This is a genomic window from Arthrobacter sp. NPDC093128 (assembly GCF_040683875.1).
Classification (GTDB): Bacteria; Actinomycetota; Actinomycetes; order Actinomycetales; family Micrococcaceae; genus Arthrobacter.
Genome location: NZ_JBFBEY010000031.1, coordinates 1 through 20,276, shown reverse-complemented (window position 1 = coordinate 20,276; position 20,276 = coordinate 1). Strand labels below are relative to the sequence as shown.

Here is a 20,276-nt window from a genome sequence, read left to right as displayed (position 1 = left end):
TTGGTCAGTCCTTGCCGAGGCCGGCGGCGCTGACCTTGTCTCCGCCGGTTTCGGCGGTGACGCTGTTCAGGGCCGTGAGGTCGAAGATGCCGTTGATGTCCGCCTGCTTGGTGGTGCCGGCGTCCACACCGTCCTGCAGCAGCTTCTTATAGGCTCCGGCCAGCGGATCCACCGTGAAGACGATGTTCTGCAGGGACCGGTCAATGACGTCCTGCTGGAGCTCGGCGCTCCCGTATTCCTTCAGCGCTGCGTTCAGCACACTCGCCTTTTCCGCAGCCGGTGTGTCATTGAGCCAGGCTACGGATTGGGCATGGCCCTTCAGGAGGGCTTTGACGGTGTCCGGGTGCTCGGCGGCGAACTTCTTGTTCACGATCAGGATGGTGGTGGGGAACTCGCCGGGCTTGCCGGTCAGCGAGCCGTCCCACAGGTCCTTCTCATCGACCAGGACCTTGGCGCCGGCCTGCAGCACCAGGCGGGAGGCCCAAGGCTCGGGCAGCCACGCGCCGTCGAGCTTGCCGTCCTGGAACAGCTTCAGCGTCTGAGCGTTCTCGGTCGGGTTGATCGCCACATCACCGCTGCCGTCGGTGTTGGTCTTGTAGCCCTGCCCGGCCAGCCAGGCCCGCAGCGCCACATCCTGCGTTCCGCCCAGCTGCGGCGTGGACAGGGTCTTGCCCTTCAACTCCGCCGCGGAGCCAATCTCCGGCTTGACCACCAGCTGCGCCCCGCCTGCCGCGGCCCCGGCAATGATGCTGACGGACTCGCCCTGGCTCTTGACGAACGAATTGATCGCAGGGTTCGGGCCGATGTAGGCGGCATCGATCGCGCCGGCGTTCAGCGCCTCGATCGCGGCCGGGCCGGCGTTGAACACCTGCGTGCTCAGCTTCGTCCCGCCCAGGCTCTTCGCGATGAAGCCCTCCTTGACCCCCACCAGGGCAGGGGCATGGGTGACGTTGCCAAAGAAGCCAAGTTTCAGCTCGGCCGCGGGGGTGGGAGCGGCGGCCTGGGCTTCGGTGTTACGGGAAAGTGTTGACGCCACCACGGCACCGGCGGCAATGAGCAGCACAAGGCCGAGGGCAACCAGAACCTCGACGGCGCGCTTGCGCTTCGGTTTGTTGCTCTCTCCTGCCACGATGCGGGTCATTCCGGGCTGGGGACTTGTCATTGTTTCACCATAGGGAGTGTCATAAACGAGGTTCAATGACTTGGAAACCGGGGGTCACGCGCGTTCATGCAGCGTCATATTCGCGCAACACACGGCAAGGCCATTCCCGCCGGAAAAGGGGCCCGGGCATTGCTGCCCGGCCCGGAGACTGCCACTCTTGCTGCATCGGCACCACCGGCACCACCCGAGCCACCGGCGCCCAGGAGAGGAAGGACCAGACGATGCCGCTCTACCTGTCGAAATTCAGCTACACACCGGAGACGTGGGCGAGGCTGACCAGCAACCCCGAGGACCGCAGGAAGGCCGCACAGGCATACATCGAATCCGTCGGCGGTAAACTCCACGGCTTCTGGTACGCCTTCGGCTCCCACGACGGCTACAACCTCTGGGAGGCTCCCGACAATGTGTCCATGGCCGCGGTTGCACTGGCGATCAGCGGAGGCGGCGCCCTGAGCTCATTCGACACCACGGTGCTCCTGACCGTCGACGAAACGCTGGAGGCCCTGCGGAAGGCCGAGCAGATCAAGTACCGGCCGCCCGGCACCTGACCTTCCGGCGCTGTCCCACAGGGCTGGCCCGGCCGGCGGCGCCGGCCCACAGGCCGCCAGGCGCGACTCAGCGCATGCGTTCCAGCCGGTACGTCAGCTTCGACTCACGCTTGGGGTCGTCCCCCAGGGATTTGGTGCGGGAAATGTAGTCCCTGCCCCAGGTATTCAGCAGGAAGTCGTCCGCAATCCGGACGTGGCCGGCCGGGAACTTGTAGTCCATTCTTTTGGCCACGGCTGACCAGTCGGCGGCGCCGAAGAGCTCCTCTGCGTCAGCCACGGTCCGCACACCGTTGGCAGCAAGCAGGTCCCCCAGCCAGTCGTATTGCCGGGCCTGGCTCCTGGGGTGTTCCGAGAGCAGCCGCGTGAGCATGTCCTGGAGGATGTCCCCGGTGAGCTCGGTGGCGGGGTTCTCGGCGAAGTCGGCAGTGCTTTCGGCCTGGCGGCGTTTGACGATGTCGTTGATCGCGGAGAACTGGGCGTCGGCGAGTTCGATGAGCGTTGACGCCATGGTGAACGCGCGGTCCACCTCGGCGTTGGCCTCGCTGCCGCCCTTGTAGCGGATGTCGTGTTCGAAGGCGGCCCACGCATGCTGTAGCACGGTCCGGATCTGGACCTCGAACCGGTCCCCGACGAACGAGTGGCAGCCCACGGGAACGTTCTCGGCAGGGATTTCGAGGACGAGGTGCCTGCCGGCGTAGCCGATCTGGCCGTTACGCCGCTGGGAGCTCGTTTTGTCGTCGTCCTCGCGGCAGCTGAATTGCCCCTTCAGCGCCGTTGCGACGTCGGCGATGTCGGGTTCCAGGAACATGATGACGCGGACGCCGATGAGGTCGTCGAGCTGCTCGAGGCCCCGTTCATACTTGAAATTTCCGTCGGCTTTGAGCCGGTCCAGTTTTGCCTTGACCGAGGCGGGGTCCTTGACCCTGGCCTGCACGGTGTGGTGGTTGAGGCCGTCATCCCTGAGCCGGGCCCGAATGGCGTGCCCGATTGCGTCCGAAGCCGCATTCAGCCGGGGCAACAGCTCCGCGTACTGCTCCAGGGAGCGGGCCACAACCGCCTCGTGATCTTCCAACCGTTCCCCCGATCATCAGCCGCCCATGTACCCAGCAGAGTATCCAAGCCAGCCGGTTTCAGCTACTGACCATGCTCAATCTCCCTTGATGTTGATCAGCTGCCGAAGGGTGTGACGGATGCTCACCAGGTCCTGCGCGTCGCGCATCACAACGTCAATGGGCTTGTACGCCGCTGGAATCTCGTCAATGAAGGCCTCGGTGGCGCGGAATTCAATCCCGTCCATGGCCCCTTTCAGCTCTGCCAGCGAAAACGTCTTGCGGGCAGCGGTCCGGGAGTACTCGCGGCCGGCTCCGTGCGGCGAAGAGTTCAGGGAAGCGGGGTTGCCAAGTCCCGCCACCACGTACGACGCCGTCCCCATGGACCCGGGAATAAGTCCCGGATCGCCGTGCTCGGCCCTGATCGCGCCCTTACGCGACACCCACACGGACTTGCCGTAGTGCCTTTCCTGCTGCGTGAAATTGTGGTGGCAGTTGATCCGCTCCCGCTCCCTGACGTGGCCGCCCACCCAGTTGGCGAACTGTGTGATCACACGCTCCATCATTTCTTCCCGGTTCAGGAGGGCGAAGTGCTGGGCCCAGCGCAGCTCCGCGATGTACCGGGTGAACTCGCTGGTGCCTTCCTCCAGGTAGGCCAGGTCCGGGTCGGGCAGCCTGGTTCCGCGTTTCCGGGTCACCTGCTGGGCCACGCCGATGTGATGCTGGGCGATCTTGTTGCCGACGCCGCGCGAGCCGGAATGCAGGAACAGCCAGACGGCATCGGTTTCGTCAGCGCAGACCTCGATGAAGTGGTTCCCAGACCCCAGTGAGCCCAGCTGGAGTTCCCACTTGGCCAGGTACTGCGCCGGATTGAACCCCGCCTGGGCCGCCATTTTTCGGAGCTCGGCAAGGCGCGGCTCGGCTGAGGCCGTGACTTTCCTGTTGTTGTGGCCCGCCGAGAGTGGGATGGCCCGTTCGATGGCCTCGCGCAGCCGTTTGCGGTCCTTCGGCAGGTCCTTCAGCGAATACTGCGTCCGTACGGCAATCATCCCGCAGCCGATGTCCACGCCCACGGCGGCCGGAATGATCGCGTGAAGGGTGGGAATCACGGAACCCACGGTGGCGCCTATGCCGAGGTGGGCGTCCGGCATCAGCGCCAGATGCGGGTAGATGAACGGCAGCGTGGAGGTGGTCAACGCCTGCTCGCGGGTCTTGTCGTCCAGGATCGAGGCCCAGTTGAGCAGCTTGCTGTTGATGATCTCCACGTTTCGCCTCCCACCGTTAAGGATACGAAAACGACAAAACCGCGGCTTGTTCGCAAAACCGGCCTGTGAAGTTCCGGATCTGCGAACAAGCCGCGGTTTCTCGTCTATTTAGATCGAGTAGCGCTCGTCCTCGTGGTCACCCGGGTGGTCGTTGACCAGCCCGGCGGCCAGGGTGTTGCCGTCCAGCGGGTCGATTACCAGGAAGGCACCGGTGCGGCGGTGGTGCAGGTAGTTCTCCAGCGGCAGCGGGGCGGCGAGCCGGAGCTGCGCGTGGCCGATGTCGTTGAGTTCCAGGCTGGACGCGCCCTCCAGCTTGAAGGTGGCGAGGTCCAGCTTGCCGCTGACGCTGCGGACCAGGGCCTGCACCGTGCGGGTGCCGTGCTTAACCAGCACCTTGGCGCCTTCACGGAGCGGCTTGGGGGACAGCCAGCACAGCGCAGCGTAAAGGTCGGCGGAGGCTTCGCGGACGGTGCCTGCGGCGGCGATCGTGTCACCGCGGGCGACGTCGAACTCGTCTGCGAGGCGCAGGGCCACGGACTGCGGAGCCACGGCTTCGGTGAGCTCAGCGCCCGCGAAGTCAATGCCCGTGACGGTGGTGGTGCGCGGGGCCTGGCCGGGGGTCAGCACGCTCACCTTGTCCCCCACCTTCACCGAGCCCTCGGTGATCTGCCCGGCGTAAGCGCGGTAGTCGCGGTACTTCTCGACGTCGAGTCCGCCGGCAATGGCGTCGGGAGCAAGCGCGCCCTGCGGCCGGACCACCAGCTGCACCGGGAAGCGGAAGCTCTCCAGGTGGCTTTCCAGTTCGTCCGCGGCGGGCAGGGTCTCAAGCACCTCAAGCAGGGCCGGGCCGGTGTACCAGGGGGTGCGCTCGGAGCGCTCCACCACGTTGTCGCCGTCGAGCGCGGAAACCGGAACCACCAGCAGGTCGGTGATGCCGTCGGATCCGAGGCCGAGTTCGCGGCCCACCTTCTGCACGTCAGCTTCGATCTCGCGGAAGACGCTTTCGCTGAAGTCCACCAGGTCGATCTTGTTCACTGCCACGATCACGTGGGCCACGCGCAGCAGCTGCAGCACGGAAAGGTGCCGGCGGGTCTGCTCCAGGACACCCTTGCGGGCGTCGATGAGTACGACGACGGCATCCGCGGTGGACGCGCCGGTCACCGTGTTCTTGGTGTACTGCACGTGCCCGGGGCAGTCGGCCAGGATGAAGCTGCGACGGTCCGTGGCGAAGTAGCGGTAGGCGACGTCGATGGTGATGCCCTGCTCGCGCTCGGCACGCAGGCCGTCGGTCAGCAGCGCCAGGTCGATCGCCTGGGTACCGGTGGCACCGGCCCCGCCAAATCCGCGGTCCGCGGAGGTGCGGGCAACGGCGTCGAGCTGGTCTGCCAGGATCGCCTTGGAGTCGTGCAGGAGGCGGCCCACCAAAGTGGATTTGCCGTCGTCGACCGATCCAGCGGTGGCGAAGCGGAACAGCGAGGCATGGGCGAGGGGGGCCTCGTCAAGAAGGGCAGCCGCGCGGGCTGTATCGATTTCGGTGCTCATTAGAAATAGCCATCCTTCTTGCGGTCTTCCATGGCGGCCTCTGAGATGCGGTCATCCGCACGGGTGGCGCCACGTTCGGTGATGGTGGAGGCGGCAACTTCAATGACGACGTCGCGCACCGTGGCGGCGGCCGACTCAACGGCGCCGGTGCAGGACATGTCGCCGACGGTCCGGTAGCGGACGGTCTTGGTGATGACTTCCTCATCGGGGCGGGGCTGGGAAACCTCGCCCACTGCACGCCACATGCCGTCGCGGGCAAAGACCTCGCGGTCGTGGGCGTAGTACAGGCCCGGCAGCTCGATGTTTTCGCGCTCGATGTAGCGCCAGACGTCCAGCTCGGTCCAGTTGCTGATGGGGAATGCGCGGACGTGCTGGCCCACGGTGTGGCGGCCGTTGTACAGGTTCCACAGCTCGGGGCGCTGGTTGCGCGGGTCCCACTGGCCGAACTCGTCGCGGAGGCTCAGGATGCGCTCCTTGGCGCGGGCCTTGTCCTCGTCACGGCGGCCGCCGCCGAAGACGGCGTCGAACTTATTGGACTGGATCGCGTCCAGCAGCGGGACGGTCTGCAGCGGGTTGCGGGTGCCGTCGGCACGCTCGGCCAGTTCGCCGCGGTCGATGAACTCCTGGACGGAGCCGACAACCAGCTTCAGGCCAAGGCGCTCCACAGTGCGGTCGCGGAAGTCGATGACCTCGGGGAAGTTGTGGCCGGTGTCCACGTGCAGCACGGGGAACGGAACCTTGCCCGGCCAGAATGCCTTGGTGGCCAGGTGCAGCATCACCACGGAATCCTTGCCGCCGGAGAACAGCAGCGCAGGCTTCTCGAACTCGGCGACGACCTCGCGGATGATGTGGATGGCCTCTGATTCGAGGGTGTCCAGGCTGGAGAGGCGCGTGGAAACGGCAGCGTCAGTCACCTGGGTGGGCTCCTCAGTTAGGAAAGTGCTCATACGTGTAGTCCGCATTCTGTCTTGTCGGTTCCTGCCCAGCGGCCGGCGCGGGGGTCATCGCCGGGCGCTACCTTGCGGGTGCAAGGCTGGCAGCCAATGGACGGGTAGCCCTGTGAAAGCAGCGGGTTGACGGGAAGGAGGTTGTCGTCGGAGTACTGCACCAGCTGGTCGAAGCTCCAGGCCGCCACCGGGTTGACCTTGACCAGGCCGTTGACCTCGTCCCAGGTGATCAGCGGCGTGTTGGTGCGGGTGGGGGCTTCGTCGCGGCGCACGCCGGTGAACCAGAGCTCGTAGCCGGCGAGGGTGCGCCGCAGCGGAGCCACCTTGCGGAGGGCGCAGCACTGGGCGGCGTCGCGGGCAAAGAGGTCCTTGCCGAGCAGGCGGTCCTGCTGCTCCACGGTGTTCTCCGGGAGGACGTCCACCACGTTGACGCGGAGGTTTGCGGCCACTTCGTCGCGCGTGGCGTAGGTTTCCGGGAAGTGGTAGCCGGTCTCCAGGAACAGGACGTCGACGCCGGGAAGCTGGTCGGCAACCAGCGCCGGCAGCACGGCGTCGGCCATGGAGCAGGCCACGGCCACGGCCGGCAGGTCGAAGTTCCGCGCCACCCAGGCAATCACGTCACGGGCCGGGGCGTCCCAGCCGAGCTCGGCGGCGCCGGACTCAGCCAGTGCCTTGAGCTCGTCGTGCGTGCGAAGCTTGGGCGCCGCGGCTGCCACCGGGGCTGCCTCAACCGCTGGGGCTGCCTCGCCTGCCACCGGATCAATTCCAAGTGCGTGCTTGCTCATTGCAGGTCCTCCTCATCGGCTGCGTGGGCCCACTCGGCGAAGGTCTGGCCTTCGGCGTGGTCGGCCACGAACTTCCGGACAACGCGCTCGACGTAGTCGGGCAGGTCGTCAACGTAGACCTTGAGGCCGCGGACGGTGCGTCCGAGGCCGGCTTCTTCGCGGCTGTTGGAAGCCAGCCCGCCGCCCAGGTGGACCTGGAAGCCGGGGCTGGGGTCGCCGTCGGGTGTTGGCAGCATCATGCCCTTGAGTCCGATGTCCGCGGTCTGGATGCGGGCGCAGGAGTTGGGGCAGCCGTTGATGTGCAGGGACAGGGCGTGGGGCAGCTGGCCGCTTTCCGCGAGGTCCGCGAGGCGGCGTTCCAGCTCGGCCACGGCGGTGGCGGCGGTCATCTTGGTTTCCACGATGGCCAGCTTGCAGTATTCGATGCCGGTGCAGGCGATGGTGCCGCGGCGGAACACGGACGGCCGGGCGGAGAGGCCCAGGGCGTCGAGCTCGGCGACCAGCGGTTCAACCTCGTCCTTGGGGACGTCCAGCACAACCAGCTTCTGGTGCGGGGTGGTGCGCAGGCGGCGCGAGCCGCGGGCCTCGAGGGTGTCCGCGAGCTTCACCAGCTGGGTGCCGGAGAGCCGGCCGGCCAGCGGGGTGGCGCCGATGAAGAACTTGCCGTCCTTCTGCTCGTGCACGCCCACGTGGTCGCCTGGAGTGGTCGGCTTGGGCGCGGCCGGGCCGTCGGCCAGCTTGTAGCCGAGGTATTCGTCCTCGAGGATCTGGCGGAACTTTTCGGGTCCCCAGTCGGCCATCAGGAACTTCAGGCGCGCCTTGGTGCGCATGCGGCGGTAACCGTAGTCGCGGAAGATGCTGGTGACGCCGAGCCACACGTCGGCTGCCTGCTCGGGCGTGACGAACGCGCCGAGGCGCTTGCCCAGCATGGGGTTGGTGGACAGGGCGCCGCCGGCCCAGAGGTCGTAGCCGATGCCGAGTTCGGGGTGCTTGACGCCCACCAGGGCGAAGTCGTTGATCTCGTGCACCACGTCCTGGCTGGGGTGGCCGGTGATGGCGGTCTTGTACTTGCGCGGCAGGTTGGACAGCAGCGGGTTGCCGATGAACCGCTCCCCCAGTTCGGCGATAAGCGGGGTGGGGTCGATGATTTCATCCTTGGCGATGCCAGCCACCGGCGAGCCGAGGATGACGCGGGGAACGTCGCCGCAGGCTTCGGTGGTGGACAGGCCCACGCCCTCCAGCCGGGTCCAGATCTCGGGGATGTCCTCCACGCGGATCCAGTGCAGCTGGATGTTCTGGCGGTCAGTGAGGTCCGCGGAATCCCGGGCGAAGTCCACCGAGATGTTGCCGATCACGCGCAACTGCTCGGTGGTGAGCGCACCGCCGTCGATCCGGACGCGGAGCATGAAGTACTTGTCCTCGAGCTCGTGCGGCTCAAGCGTGGCGGTCTTGCCGCCGTCGATCCCGGGCTTGCGCTGCGTGTAGAGCCCCCACCAGCGGAAGCGGCCGTGCAGGTCCTGGCCCGGGATGGAGTCGAACCCGTCCTTGGAATAGATGGACTCGATACGCTCGCGGACGTTGAGGCCGTCGTCTTCCTGCTTCCAGGTTTCGTTGGCGTTGAGCGGGGCGGTGCCGTCAACCTTCCACTGGCCGTGCGGCTTCGCTGCCGGACGGTTGGCGCGTGCAGGTCGCTTGGCGGCAGCGGAGTCCGCGGACGCTCCGGCTAGAGCTGTATCAGTCATGCATCGACTGTAGGTCCGACCCGAAAGCCGTCACAAAGGGTCAGAAACGCGAGGTCACCTAGGGAAACATTTCGTCATGAATCGCCGGGGAGCCTTGAAGAAGGACTGGGGCTGTGCATGGTCCGGGGCCGTCAGCCAGGTCCTCAGCAGGGCCTCCGCAGGGGCGGTGTCAGCGGCGGCGTCAGGGGGCAGCTGCCGCGGCGCCTGCCGCGGCTGCCACGGCGGCGTCATAGCGGTCCAGCGCAATCTCGGCCATGAGCCGTGAGGGCAGCAGCGGCTCCGTCACCACGTCCGCTTCGGCCTTGGCAAGCTGGTCGTGGAAGTAGCCGTGCGCCAGCAGGTACGACGCAATGATCACGCGGCCCTGGCCCTCCCCTCCCGGGTATTCGGCGCGCAGCGAGGCGACGGCGTCCGGCACGGAGGGCTTGGCGGCCGCACCGTACGCGGGAACGATCCTGTTGCCCCGCAGCGCCCTCAGGTGTTCGGCGAGCTCTTCAACGCTGACCGAGGCTTTAGGGTTGGTGGATCCTGCAGCGGCAAGGACCACGGCATCATGCTCGGTGGCTCCGGCCTCGCGCAGCCGCTGGTCGAGGATCTCTGCCAGCCTGGGATCCGGACCGAGGGGATCCGACGCGGTGCTGCCTTCACGGCCCCGCGCCGCGCGCGCGATGTCCACCTTGGTGTGGAAGCCCACGCTGAGCAGCAACGGTACGATGACCGCCTGCTCACCTTCCGGCAGCCCGGCCATGACATCCACCAGATCCGGGTCCTGGACATCAACATAGGCTTCGCGGACGTCCAGGCCGGGGCGCAGTTCGCTGATCCCGGCACGGAGGCCGTTGACCTCGGCAGCACCCAGCGGGCTGGACGTTCCGTGGGCACAGGCGATCATGATGGGGCTATTCATAGGGGCTAGCGTAACGTTGGAGCCGCCCTATCCGCCCCTTGAAATTCACCGGGACGCCCCATGACCTTCTCATTCAACGCCGTTCTGGTATGGCTGGATCTGGCCGGTGTCTTCTTTTTCGCGGTGTCCGGGTCCCTCCTGGCCGCGCGGAAACAATTCGATCTCATCGGATCCCTGCTTCTCGCCTCCCTCGTTTCGCTGGGCGGCGGCGTGATCCGCGACATCATCCTCAACAGCGGCCCACCCGCGGCGTTCACCAACCCGGCCTACCTGGCTCCCCCGCTGCTCGCCACCGTGCTGGTGTACTTCCTCTTTTCCAGTTTCCAGCGCTTCACGTCGCTGCTCATCCTGTTCGACGCCGGCGGCCTGGCACTGTTCTGCATCACCGGAACGCTGAAGGCACTGAGTTTCGGCATGAACCCCGTTTCGGCCGTGCTGCTGGGGGTCACGACGGCGGTGGGCGGCGGACTGCTGCGCGACATCACGGCCAACGAGGTGCCGCAGCTTTTTGACCCGAAGGACCTCTACGCGCTGCCTGCGCTCACGGGGGCGGCCCTCACCACGGTCCTGTGGGTGTCGGGTGCGTTCAACGCGTTCACTGCGGGGGCCGTGGCCGCCGTCGTTTTCGCCTTCCGGGTCACGGCCTGGCGCCGTTCCTGGTACGTTCCGCTGGCTGTGCGGGGGTGGCACCGGCTCGGGCTGGGGACGGCGGAAAACGGTGGCCGGGATTAGCTAGGATATGAACCATGACTGACATGTTCCTCGAGAAGTTCCGCGCGCTTGTTCCGAAGTATCTCGAAGACGAATGGCAGGAAGAGGACGGACTGGCCGAAGACGAACTCGAGTCGGCCCTCGCCGAGCACCAGTTCCAGATCCCGCTGGTCCTGAAGGAGTTCTATCAGGCACTGGGCGGCTGCGAGGACCTCATGGAGGCCTACCACTACTTCTGGGACCCCGAGGAACTCGAAGTTGATGACGAGGGCTTCCTCATGTTCCTCGAGGACGAGGAAGAACAGTTCACCTGGGGCTTCCGCGTAGGCGACCTCGGCGTTCCGGACCCCATTGTGTACCGCCGCAACAACGCCCGCGGCCAGTGGAAGAGCGAAGAGGGCACCTTCTCGGAGTTCGTGTTCGACATGTTCGAGTGGGCGTTCAACGACGAAGAGGACTAGGGTCCCCGCTACCTCGTTTCGGCGGCTCCCCGGCCTAAACGGGGCACTTCCACACGGACACGCCGTCGGCCAAGCCCGGTTCCCCGGATTCGTCGCCCAAAGTGCCCCACGACTGCGGCAGGAGAGCACGACGGCGGCGGTCACCTCGTTCCGAAAGCTCCCCGCCGGCAGAGCTCCAGTACCTCCAGCACCTCGGCCACCATCCGCTGCGGGTGATTGACGACGTCGTCATAGCCGTACCGAAGGCCCAGGCGTCCGCCGATGACGGTGGCATTGTTGCGCTTCCGGTCCTTCTTCACCTGGCGGGGCTCCAGATGCGATCCGCCGTCGGTTTCCACCACCAGGCATTCCTCAATGAGGAAGTCCACCTCCCCCACGCCCGGAAGCTCCACATGCCGCCGGACATGCAGGCCAGCCCGCCGGAAATGGTAGTTGGCCAGGACCTCGAGGATGGAGTCCGCCCGAGGGATCACGCTGTCCAGGACCGCCCGGGCGCGCGCATTGCGGTTTCCGGGCAGCTTGCGGCGCAGGAACTCCGCGGTGATGTCTCCCCGTTGGGCTGCGCACTGGACCATGACCAGCGATTCCACCTCCGGCAGGCAGCGCAGGGCGTGAATGAGCACGTCGGCGAGGCCAGCGACGGGAAGCCACGGATGGGCCGGATGGGGGCATCTGCCATGTGTCAGCGTCCCTGGCGGCGTCTTTTTGTGCGAGGGGCTCAGGTGCACAGGCCCCGCATCAAGCACGGTCCACAGCCCGTAAGTGGGCGCGGCCGACAGACACGTCAGCAGGGCATTGTGCCGTAGCGCCAGCCCGAAAGCACCGGCCTCCGCGGGCAGGCTGTAAATGCCTCGCCGGATTCGCACAATGCGCCCCGCTGCCAGTGCTTTATCGCGGGCAGTGTGCGTAAATCCCGCCGCGCGGAGTGCCGACGCCTTTGTTACGCCGGACCGGGTGCGGAGGAAGGCTTCGATGTCCATGCTCCCAAGCTGTCCCTTGGCCGGCGGGATGGGCAGATCCGGGCTGCGTCATGTGGACAACCCGTCCGTCCTGGGGCACTTCGACACGGACACGCCGTCTTCTCAGCCCGGAATGCGCATCCCCGGGCTCAATGTGCCCCGCGACGGACGAGGGCCGGCAGTCCGGCAGGCGGCAGGCGGCAGGCGGCAGGCGGCAGGCCTGCAGTCAGGCAGTGCGGCAGGCCCAGAAAGTGTGACACACCTTTTAACATCCGATTCGCGTTCGTGACAAAGCTGTCATAGACTTGTTCACGGATCCACTAAATGCCTCCGGTGGATCTGATGCGAACGGAGAAATGGCCCCGGTTCGATGCAGCGAGTGACTCGTATTGCTGCAAAGGACCGGGGCCATTCCGTGTTTAAGCAGGCGGCTCCAGGCAGAAAAGCCCGCGCCTCCGGGCAAGGCCTAGCTGGCGCGGTCCACCACGGCCAGCGCGAAGCTGATGAGTGAGGACTTGACCACGCCTTCGGGCAGCGGCGCCAGCGCGGCGATGGCCTCATCGGCCCAGGCGCGGGCCACAACCCACGACTCCGCGGTGACCCGGTGGTCGCGCAGGCCGGCCACGGCGGCGGCGAGTGCCTCGTCCGAGGTGAGGTCGCCGTCGATCAGTTTCAGGAGTTCGACGGCGGACGCGTCACCTTCGGCGGCGGCGTTGCGGAGCAGCAGCACGGGGAGGGTGGGCACGCCTTCGCGCAAATCCGTTCCGGGGGATTTGCCGGACTTGACCTTGATGCCGGTGACATCGATGACGTCGTCGGCCAGCTGGAAGGCCACACCGATCTTTTCGCCGTACTCCACCAGCAGCGGCTCGTAGGCTTCGTCGGCACCGGCAAAGATGGCACCGAGCTGGCCGGAGGCAGCCACCAGGGACCCGGTCTTGTCCGCGATGACGGACAGGTAGTGCTCCACCGGGTCCTCATCGGGACGGGGTCCCACAGTTTCGTGCAGCTGGCCCAGGCACAGCCGTTCGAAGGTGCGGGCCTGGATTCCCAGCGCGCGCGAGCCGAGTTCGGACACCAGGATGGACGCCCGGGCGAAGATCAGGTCGCCGGTGAGGACCGCCACGGAGTTGCCCCAGACCTCGTGGGCCGTGGGGGCGCCGCGGCGGAACGGGGCCGAGTCCATCACGTCGTCGTGGTACAGCGTGGCCAGGTGGGTGAGCTCAACCACCACGGCAGCCTGTACCACAGCCGGCCGCGAGGCGTCACCGAGGTGGGCGCAGAGCAGGGCCAGCAGCGGGCGGATGCGCTTGCCGCCGGCTTCCACCAGGTGACGCGACGTCGCATCGGCCAGCGGATCGGAGTTGGCAATGGCCTCGCGGAGCTTCTTCTCCACGCGGGCAAGGTTCGTGGTGATGGCGGGGCCCAGCTCCGGGTCCTCCGCGATGGCGGCGAAACCGGCCGGCAGCTGGAGTCCTGTGGCGATCGCGGTGGTATTGGGCTCGGGCTCCCTGGAGTCCGGCAGGCCGTGTCCGGCATGGGTCCAGCTGTGCTTGGCAGAGTTCGTCACGGGTTAACCCTAACTTTTTGTTGCGGAAACCGCGGATGTGTAGCTGGACGGGGAGAGGGAGGTGTTGGACGTGGCAGGCACCAGGGCCTCCAGGAGTCTGATCACCCTGTCCTCGAATCCCTTGGCTGAGTCATCCGTGACGTTGGCCATCAGCCGGACTACGAACTTCATGAGTGCCGGCAGCGGCATGCCGGTCCGGAGCGCGAGCTTCATCACGGACGGCTTGCCGATCACCGAGGCGAAGGCCCGGCCCAGGGTGAAGTGGCTCCCCCACTGGCCGCGCACATAGTCCGCGTATCCCTTGAAGTGGAGGTCGGCGTCGTCGTGCGTCCATTTGGCGTACCGGCTCTGCCAGGTGTTGGCGTCGATGACGAATTCGGCCGCAAAGCGGGCGGATTCCATGGCGTAGGAGATGCCTTCGCCGTTGAACGGGGAGACCATCCCGCCGGCGTCGCCCAGGAGCAGCAGGCCCGGGTAATAATGCGGCGTCCGGTTGAAGCCCATGGGCAGCGCGGCGCCACGGATTTCGCCCACCTGGTTTTCGGGCGTGAAGCCCCATTCGGCGGGCATGCCGGCGGTCCACTCGCGCAGGACCTGCTTGTAATCCAGCCTGCCGAATTCCTTGGAGGAGTTCAGGATGCCCAGGCCCACATTGGAGGTGCCGTCGCCCACGCCGAACACCCAGCCGTAGCCGGGAAGCAGCTTGCCGTCGCGGCCGGGGAGCTCCAGCCAGCCTTCCATCCAGTCGTCGTCGTGCCGCGGACTGGTGAAGTAGGTGCGCACGGCCACGCCGAGCGGGCGGTCGTCGCGCTTCTGGATGCCGAGGGACACGGCGGTTCGGGACGAGTTACCGTCCGCGGCGAGGACGACGTCGGCAAGGAAGTCGCGCGCCTCCCCCGTCTTGCGTCCGGACTCGTCAAGCAGCGCGGCGCGGACGCCGATGACGCGCCCATCCGGCGACCGCAGGGCTTCGGTGACGCTGTGCCCTTCCAGGACGCGGGCGCCGGCGGATTCGGCGTGCCGGGCCAGCTCTTCGTCGAAGCCCAGCCGGGTGCGGATCAGGCCGTATGTGGGGAAATCGGAAACTTCCGGCCAAGGCAGTTCGATGGTGCGGCCGCCGGCGATCAGGCGGAGGCCTTTGTTGCGGCGCCAGCCGCCTTCCTCGGGGTGGGGCAGGCCGAGCTTCTGGATCTCGCGGACGGCGCGCGGAGTGAGCCCGTCGCCGCAGACCTTTTCACGCGGGAACCTGGTTTTTTCCAGCACCGTGACGCGGATGCCGGCCTTGGCGAGGTAGTAGGCGGCAGTGGACCCGGCGGGCCCTGCGCCGACGATCAGTACGTTCACGGCAGGTTCGGCTAGCTCGCCGGCCGGGTGATGTTGCGGCGGAGCTTCGCCACGGGGCCGGTGTGGTTGGCGATGGCGGCTGCGCTGCCGGACAGCGGCTTGTGCGCGCGGTGGACGGCCACGATGCCGCCGCTGAGGTTGCGGTACGTGACCTTCTCCCAGCCGGATTCCTGCAGCCAGCCGGCCAGGTGGTCCTGGTCCGGCCAGGCGCGGATGGACTCGGCGAGGTAAACGTAGGCGTCCGGGTTGGACGAGACCTTCACGGCGATGGCCGGCAGCGCACGCATGAGGTATTCGGTGTACATGGTGCGCCACAGCGGGACCACGGGCTGGGAGAACTCGGCGATGACCAGCTTGCCGCCGGGCTTGGTGACGCGGAGCATTTCGGCCAGCGCCTTCTTGGGCTCGTTGACGTTGCGCAGGCCGAACGAAATGGTGGTGGCATCAAAGGTGTTGTCCGCGAACGGCAGGCGCGTGGCGTCACCGGCGATGAAATCGATGTCCGGGCGGCGGCGTTTGCCCACCTTGAGCATGCCGAGCGAGAAGTCGCAGGCGATGACGTTGATCCCTGCATCCGCGTAGGGCTCGCTGGATGTGCCTGTTCCGGCGGCGAGGTCCAGCACGCGCTGGCCCGCCTTCACATCCATGGCTTCGACGACTACCCGGCGCCAGCGGCGCGTCTGTCCCATGGACAGGACGTCATTCACGACGTCGTATTTGGGGGCGACGTCGTCAAACATCGTGGCTACTTCGTCCGGACGCTTATCCAAGGATGCTCGGTTCACCATGTCATTGTCTCAAATGTTGGGCGGACCCACGAACCACGGCCCGGCGCAGCGCGGCGCAGGGCGGCGCAGGGCCCAAATCAGGCGCCAGCGGCACTCGGGAGTACTGTTATCTCATCATGACGAGTACGTTCCGCGCCGGTATTATTAAGACCTTGACAGTCCCCCTGGATGGAAGATCATTCTCCGGGGGGCTGCCGTCATTTCTGGTCCGGGACGATGTCCTCTGCTGGACCCGCCGCGAAGCCGGACTGGTGGGGTTCGGCGAGATCGCCCGCTTCACCGCCACCGGCCCCGAGCGATTCCTCGAGGCCGACATCTGGTGGCGGCACCTGGTCCTCGAAGCGGACATCACCGACTCCGTGGAGTGCCCCGGCACCGGCCCGGTGGCCTTCGGCTCCTTCGCCTTCTCCAAAGTGTCCACGCACCGCTCCCGGCTGATTGTTCCGGAGATCGTGGTGGGAGTCAGGGACGGCCGCGCCTGGCTCACCCAGTTAACGTTCGACGACGGCGAACTCACCGAAGCGGGCGCCCTCGCCGCCCTGCAGCGCTGGCTGGACGCTGATCCGCTGGATGCTGACGCGCCCGACGGCGGCCCGCTCGTTTCCGGACTGGCTTCCGGGCTCGCTTCCGGCACGGACGCGTCCGGGCTTCCCCTTGGCGGACGTCGAGGCGCCCCTTCGGGAGGTGGCGTTGCCGCGGAACCGGCTGCCGACGTCGTGCCCAAACTCGAAACCGGCTCCCTCAGCGAGCATGACTGGATGGCGGCAGTGGCCGCCGGCGTCGCCGAAATCCGCACCGGCAAGCTTGAAAAGCTGGTGCTGGCCCGGGACATCGTGGCAACGATTCCGGAAGGCGTGAATGCCGCGGAAATCCTCCGTCAGCTGGCCGTCCGGTACCGCGAATGCTGGACCTACGGCGTGGACGGGCTGGTGGGGTCGACCCCGGAAATGCTGATCCAGGTGGAGGGCCGCACGGCCCAGGCGCGGGTCCTGGCCGGCACCCTGGACCGCCGCGATGCCGAGGGGATGGACGGCTCGCCGCTGGAATTCGCCGAGCGCGTGCTGGCCGGGTCCGAGAAGCAGCGGCACGAGCACGAGATCGCCATCCAGTCGCTCACCACCCAGCTGGCGCCGTTTTCCGAGGCCATGAACGCGCACAGCGAACCGTTCATCCTGGAGCTGCCCAATGTGTGGCATCTGGCGTCGGACGTGAAGGCTGAACTGACTGAGGTGGAGGGCCATGTGCCCACGTGCCTCGCGCTGATCAACGCGCTGCATCCCACAGCCGCGGTCTGCGGAACCCCCACCACCGTGGCCGGGGCGCTGATCCGCAAGCTGGAGCACATGGACCGCGGGCCGTACGCAGGTCCGGTGGGCTGGCTGGATGCGGCGGGGAACGGCGAATGGGGCATCGCGCTGCGCGGCGCCGTCGTCGAGGCGCCGGACTCGGTGCGGCTCTATGCAGGCTGCGGCATCGTGGAGGGCTCCCACCCCGAGGCGGAGCTGGCGGAGACCTGGGCCAAGTTCCGGCCGATGCTCGAGTCGCTGGGCATCAGCAGCTAAGTTCGCCCCCTCCCCACCAACTGACTGGCAGTTAACGTCGCCAAACCGCGTTTTCAGAGCGTTAACTGCGACCCAGTTGGGCGGAGTGTCCGGGGACGCAGACACCAGCGCCTCGCCTAGGCTTGAAATCAAGGGTAGTTTGGTTATCCAATAGTGAAACTAAGTTTTCTGTGATGCACATCTCTTATTCGGCGTTACACTATAAGCCGTCTTAGTCACGCATACCCCTGCAACAAAAGGTAAGAAACTATGCAGCCCATGTCCTCCGCCACGGCAAAGCTGGCCGCCAAGGCAGCCGCCATCCTCGCCGTCGGCGCCCTTTCCCTCACGGCCTGCGGCGGTAGCTCCACGCCTGCAGCCTCCTCCGCAGGCGGCGTCCAGCTCATCAATGCCGGCAAGCTGACCGTTTGCTCCGACGTCCCCTACGAGCCGTTCGAATTCCAGAAGGACGGCAAGATCGTCGGCTTCGACATGGACATCGCCGCCGAGGTTGCCAAGGACCTGAAGGCCGAGCTCAGCGTTGTGGACAGCTCCTTCGAGGCCATCGAGACCGGCACGGCGCTCACCGGCTGCGACGTCTCCATCTCCTCCATCTCCATCACGGACACCCGCAAGGCCGTCATGGACTTCTCCGAGCCGTACCTGAACGACGACCTGACCCTGGTGGCCACTGACGCTTCAGGCATCACGAACATCGACGGCGCCAAGGGCAAGAAGGTGGGCGTCCAGCAGGCCACCACCGGCGCCCAGTACGCCAAGGACAAGGGCCTCGACGCCCAGCAGTTCGAGGACACGGGACTCCTGGTCCAGGCCCTCAAGGCCGGCACCATCGACGCCGCCCTGGGCAACCAGTCGGTCCTCGGCTACGCCATCAAGGACGACGCCAAGTACAAGCGCGTGGAAAACTACGCCACGGGCGAGAAGCTGGGCATCTCCATCAAAAAGGGCAACACCGCCATGGCCGACCAGGTCAACTCCACGCTCAAGCGCCTGACCGACGACGGCTCCTTGAAGAAGTACGAGACCACCTGGTTCGGCGAAGCCGCCAAGTAGCACACACTCCGGCCCGGACACTCTAGCCAGAGAACCCCGGGCAGCCCTGTGACCTACCAAGTTGGGGCCCTGTACCGCTGTATGACAGTCCGCTGTAAAGCACTCCGCTGTACAAACAGCCCGTACGGGGCCTCAACTGCGCAAACGAATGTGAGAACACCATGGCAATGACCGCACGTCAACGAGCCAAAGTCAGCCTGTACGTCCAGGCCGGAATCTTCGTTGTGGCTGTGGCCGCGCTGATTCTGGCCACAGACTGGAAGACCATCGGCAACAGCGTCTTCAACTTCGCCAAAATCGGCCCGATGTTCCCGGATATCTTCCTGGTCGGCCTCAAGAACACCCTGATCTACACGGCCCTGGGCTTCATCGTGGGCCTGTCCGGCGGTTTGCTGCTGGCCCTTATGAAGCTTTCCAGCTTCCCGCTCTACCGCTGGATCGCCACCGGCTACATCGAGTTTTTCCGCGGCATCCCCGCGCTGCTCGTGTTCATCGCCTTCGGCTACGGTGTTCCGCTCGCGTTCGGCGTGCAGTGGAACGTGACCATTGTGGTGATGATCTCGCTGGGCATGGTGGCTGCGGCCTACATCGCAGAAACGCTCCGCGCCGGCCTGCAGGCCGTGCCCAAGGGACAGCTGGAAGCTGCCCGCTCGCTGGGCATGCCCCAGTGGCGGGCCATGGTGTCCATCGTGATCCCGCAGGCTTTCCGGATCGTGCTGCCGCCGCTGACCAACGAGGTCATCCTCCTGACCAAGGACTCCTCGCTGATCTACGTGCTGGGCCTGACCGCCTCGCAGTACGAGCTCACCAAGTTCGGCCGCGACGGCATCTCCAGCCTGGGAGCCGGGCTCACCCCGCTCCTCGTAGCTGGCGCCTTCTACCTGGTGATCACCATCCCGCTGAGCCTTTTGGCCCGGAAGTTCGAAAGCCGCTCCGCGCGGACGAAGCGATAGGCAGGACAGTCATGAACGACGTCGAAAACAACGCCCGCAATACTGCCGTACATGCCGCCGGGGTTTCCCTCAAGGACCTCCGCAAGTCCTACGGCTCCAACGAAGTCCTCAAAGGCATCAGCCTGGAGGTCAACCCCGGCGAGGTTGTCTGCCTCATCGGACCGTCCGGTTCCGGCAAGTCCACCCTGCTGCGCTGCGTGAACCTGCTGGAGCAGCCCAATGAGGGCACCATCCACGTTGGCGGTTTCGAGGCCACACACCCCGATGTGGACATCGACAAGATGCGCCGCAAGGTGGGGATGGTGTTCCAGCAGTTCAACCTGTTCCCGCACCTGAACGCCCAGCAGAACTGCACCATCGCCCAGACCAAGGTGCTCAAGCGCCCGCAGGCGGAGGCGGACAAGGTGGCGCGCGCCAACCTGGAACGCGTAGGCCTGGGCCACCTGGCAGACCGGTTCCCGGACCAGCTTTCCGGCGGCCAGCAGCAGCGTGTGGCCATTGCCCGTGCGCTCAGCATGGACCCCGAGCTCATGCTGTTCGATGAGCCCACCTCAGCCCTGGACCCGGAGACCGTGGGCGATGTGCTGTCCGTCATGCGGAACCTGGCCAAGGAGGGCATGACCATGCTGGTGGTGACCCACGAGATGGGCTTCGCCCGCGAAGTGGCCGACCGCGTGGTCTTCATGGACGGCGGCGTTGTGGTGGAGGAAGGCGTGGCCGAGCAGGTCATCAGCGCCCCCAAGCAGTCCCGCACCAAGGAATTCCTGAAGCGCGTCCTGGACCCGACGCACATCGACATCTCCAAGTAGGTAGTTTGGGCTGAGGACGCAGAATCGGCCCGGGGGGCCGGAGAATTCGGGGTGGCCGGGCCCCTTAATCGGGCGGGGCCCCCCAACAACGCGGGGGGCGCCCGCCACCCCCCACATTA

The 20,276-nt window shown here is 66.4% G+C and carries 19 protein-coding genes; 7 read left to right on the top strand and 12 right to left on the bottom strand.

Annotated elements, in window-relative coordinates; translation table 11 throughout:
* Nucleotides 1–4 precede the first annotated feature (4 nt).
* On the bottom strand, nucleotides 5–1,162 hold the full coding sequence (locus AB0N24_RS24480) for an ABC transporter substrate-binding protein (RefSeq protein ID WP_364130278.1): 1,158 nt from the start codon (nucleotides 1,160–1,162) through the stop codon (nucleotides 5–7).
* A 221-nt stretch (nucleotides 1,163–1,383) separates the two neighbouring features.
* Between AB0N24_RS24480 and AB0N24_RS24475 the strand changes: the two genes are divergently transcribed.
* Entirely contained in the window at nucleotides 1,384–1,710 is a 327-nt protein-coding gene (locus tag AB0N24_RS24475; protein ID WP_104175832.1) for a GYD domain-containing protein, read from the top strand.
* Between the two features lie 67 nt (nucleotides 1,711–1,777).
* On the opposite strand, the gene AB0N24_RS24470 is transcribed toward AB0N24_RS24475, so the two are convergent.
* The 7 genes from AB0N24_RS24470 to AB0N24_RS24440 form a co-directional block, all read right to left on the bottom strand.
* Nucleotides 1,778–2,782, bottom strand: a complete 1,005-nt coding sequence (locus AB0N24_RS24470; RefSeq protein WP_364130274.1) for a hypothetical protein — start codon at nucleotides 2,780–2,782, stop codon at nucleotides 1,778–1,780.
* 75 nt (nucleotides 2,783–2,857) lie between these two features.
* Entirely contained in the window at nucleotides 2,858–4,024 is a 1,167-nt protein-coding gene (locus tag AB0N24_RS24465) for an RtcB family protein (protein ID WP_364130271.1), read from the bottom strand.
* Nucleotides 4,025–4,132: 108 nt separating this feature from the next.
* A complete protein-coding gene (locus tag AB0N24_RS24460; RefSeq protein ID WP_364130268.1) occupies nucleotides 4,133–5,566 on the bottom strand; it encodes a GTP-binding protein in 1,434 nt (477 codons plus the stop codon).
* The gene (gene cysD, locus AB0N24_RS24455) at nucleotides 5,566–6,513 is read right to left on the bottom strand and encodes a sulfate adenylyltransferase subunit CysD (RefSeq protein WP_056626278.1); all 948 of its coding nucleotides are present in this window, start codon (nucleotides 6,511–6,513) and stop codon (nucleotides 5,566–5,568) included. The genes AB0N24_RS24460 and cysD overlap by 1 nt, the downstream gene beginning before the upstream one ends.
* Nucleotides 6,510–7,298: a phosphoadenylyl-sulfate reductase gene (locus AB0N24_RS24450; RefSeq protein ID WP_364130263.1), complete on the bottom strand. Its 789-nt coding sequence runs from the start codon at nucleotides 7,296–7,298 to the stop codon at nucleotides 6,510–6,512. Before AB0N24_RS24450 ends, cysD begins: the two co-directional genes overlap by 4 nt.
* Nucleotides 7,295–9,040 (bottom strand): nitrite/sulfite reductase, encoded by a 1,746-nt coding sequence (locus tag AB0N24_RS24445; protein ID WP_364130260.1) that lies wholly within the window; start codon nucleotides 9,038–9,040, stop codon nucleotides 7,295–7,297. Before AB0N24_RS24445 ends, AB0N24_RS24450 begins: the two co-directional genes overlap by 4 nt.
* Nucleotides 9,041–9,221: 181 nt before the next feature.
* Nucleotides 9,222–9,947: a CbiX/SirB N-terminal domain-containing protein gene (locus tag AB0N24_RS24440; protein ID WP_364130257.1), complete on the bottom strand. Its 726-nt coding sequence runs from the start codon at nucleotides 9,945–9,947 to the stop codon at nucleotides 9,222–9,224.
* A 60-nt stretch (nucleotides 9,948–10,007) separates the two neighbouring features.
* Between AB0N24_RS24440 and AB0N24_RS24435 the strand changes: the two genes are divergently transcribed.
* Both AB0N24_RS24435 and AB0N24_RS24430 read left to right on the top strand, forming a co-directional pair.
* Entirely contained in the window at nucleotides 10,008–10,679 is a 672-nt protein-coding gene (locus AB0N24_RS24435; protein WP_364130254.1) for a trimeric intracellular cation channel family protein, read from the top strand.
* Between the two features lie 14 nt (nucleotides 10,680–10,693).
* Complete coding sequence (locus tag AB0N24_RS24430) at nucleotides 10,694–11,119, top strand: hypothetical protein (RefSeq protein ID WP_364130251.1); 426 nt, start codon at nucleotides 10,694–10,696, stop codon at nucleotides 11,117–11,119.
* 140 nt (nucleotides 11,120–11,259) lie between these two features.
* Here the strand turns inward: AB0N24_RS24430 and AB0N24_RS24425 are convergent, their stop codons facing one another.
* The 4 genes from AB0N24_RS24425 to AB0N24_RS24410 form a co-directional block, all read right to left on the bottom strand.
* Nucleotides 11,260–12,099, bottom strand: coding sequence for a DUF559 domain-containing protein (locus tag AB0N24_RS24425; RefSeq protein ID WP_364130249.1), 840 nt, complete (start codon nucleotides 12,097–12,099; stop codon nucleotides 11,260–11,262).
* 445 nt (nucleotides 12,100–12,544) lie between these two features.
* On the bottom strand, nucleotides 12,545–13,648 hold the full coding sequence (locus AB0N24_RS24420; RefSeq protein WP_214953553.1) for a polyprenyl synthetase family protein: 1,104 nt from the start codon (nucleotides 13,646–13,648) through the stop codon (nucleotides 12,545–12,547).
* Nucleotides 13,649–13,657: 9 nt separating this feature from the next.
* On the bottom strand, nucleotides 13,658–14,992 hold the full coding sequence (locus AB0N24_RS24415; protein WP_364130246.1) for a geranylgeranyl reductase family protein: 1,335 nt from the start codon (nucleotides 14,990–14,992) through the stop codon (nucleotides 13,658–13,660).
* Between the two features lie 11 nt (nucleotides 14,993–15,003).
* Nucleotides 15,004–15,777, bottom strand: a complete 774-nt coding sequence (locus AB0N24_RS24410) for a demethylmenaquinone methyltransferase (protein WP_311380570.1) — start codon at nucleotides 15,775–15,777, stop codon at nucleotides 15,004–15,006.
* Between the two features lie 119 nt (nucleotides 15,778–15,896).
* Between AB0N24_RS24410 and AB0N24_RS24405 the strand changes: the two genes are divergently transcribed.
* The 4 genes from AB0N24_RS24405 (at nucleotide 15,897) to AB0N24_RS24390 (ending at nucleotide 20,157) form a co-directional block, all read left to right on the top strand.
* Nucleotides 15,897–17,342 (top strand): isochorismate synthase, encoded by a 1,446-nt coding sequence (locus tag AB0N24_RS24405; protein ID WP_364130243.1) that lies wholly within the window; start codon nucleotides 15,897–15,899, stop codon nucleotides 17,340–17,342.
* 249 nt (nucleotides 17,343–17,591) lie between these two features.
* Nucleotides 17,592–18,395 (top strand): ABC transporter substrate-binding protein, encoded by an 804-nt coding sequence (locus AB0N24_RS24400; protein ID WP_364130240.1) that lies wholly within the window; start codon nucleotides 17,592–17,594, stop codon nucleotides 18,393–18,395.
* 161 nt (nucleotides 18,396–18,556) lie between these two features.
* Nucleotides 18,557–19,348 carry an amino acid ABC transporter permease gene (locus AB0N24_RS24395; RefSeq protein WP_214953544.1) on the top strand — a complete coding sequence of 264 codons (792 nt, stop codon included), beginning with the start codon at nucleotides 18,557–18,559 and terminating at the stop codon, nucleotides 19,346–19,348.
* An 11-nt stretch (nucleotides 19,349–19,359) separates the two neighbouring features.
* On the top strand, nucleotides 19,360–20,157 hold the full coding sequence (locus tag AB0N24_RS24390; protein WP_364130236.1) for an amino acid ABC transporter ATP-binding protein: 798 nt from the start codon (nucleotides 19,360–19,362) through the stop codon (nucleotides 20,155–20,157).
* The last annotated feature ends 119 nt before the right edge of the window (nucleotides 20,158–20,276 follow it).

Bases quoted from the DNA above. Each gene is read 5' to 3' on its own strand.
- AB0N24_RS24480 (WP_364130278.1), bottom strand. From the start codon at position 1,162: ATGACAAGTCCCCAGCCCGGAATGACCCGCATCGTGGCAGGAGAGAGC.
- AB0N24_RS24475 (WP_104175832.1), top strand. From the start codon at position 1,384: ATGCCGCTCTACCTGTCGAAATTCAGCTACACACCGGAGACGTGGGCG.
- AB0N24_RS24460 (WP_364130268.1), bottom strand. From the start codon at position 5,566: ATGAGCACCGAAATCGATACAGCCCGCGCGGCTGCCCTTCTTGACGAG.
- cysD (WP_056626278.1), bottom strand. From the start codon at position 6,513: ATGAGCACTTTCCTAACTGAGGAGCCCACCCAGGTGACTGACGCTGCC.
- AB0N24_RS24450 (WP_364130263.1), bottom strand. From the start codon at position 7,298: ATGAGCAAGCACGCACTTGGAATTGATCCGGTGGCAGGCGAGGCAGCC.
- AB0N24_RS24445 (WP_364130260.1), bottom strand. From the start codon at position 9,040: ATGACTGATACAGCTCTAGCCGGAGCGTCCGCGGACTCCGCTGCCGCC.
- AB0N24_RS24440 (WP_364130257.1), bottom strand. From the start codon at position 9,947: ATGAATAGCCCCATCATGATCGCCTGTGCCCACGGAACGTCCAGCCCG.
- AB0N24_RS24435 (WP_364130254.1), top strand. From the start codon at position 10,008: ATGACCTTCTCATTCAACGCCGTTCTGGTATGGCTGGATCTGGCCGGT.
- AB0N24_RS24430 (WP_364130251.1), top strand. From the start codon at position 10,694: ATGACTGACATGTTCCTCGAGAAGTTCCGCGCGCTTGTTCCGAAGTAT.
- AB0N24_RS24425 (WP_364130249.1), bottom strand. From the start codon at position 12,099: ATGGACATCGAAGCCTTCCTCCGCACCCGGTCCGGCGTAACAAAGGCG.
- AB0N24_RS24405 (WP_364130243.1), top strand. From the start codon at position 15,897: ATGACGAGTACGTTCCGCGCCGGTATTATTAAGACCTTGACAGTCCCC.
- AB0N24_RS24400 (WP_364130240.1), top strand. From the start codon at position 17,592: ATGCAGCCCATGTCCTCCGCCACGGCAAAGCTGGCCGCCAAGGCAGCC.
- AB0N24_RS24395 (WP_214953544.1), top strand. From the start codon at position 18,557: ATGGCAATGACCGCACGTCAACGAGCCAAAGTCAGCCTGTACGTCCAG.
- AB0N24_RS24390 (WP_364130236.1), top strand. From the start codon at position 19,360: ATGAACGACGTCGAAAACAACGCCCGCAATACTGCCGTACATGCCGCC.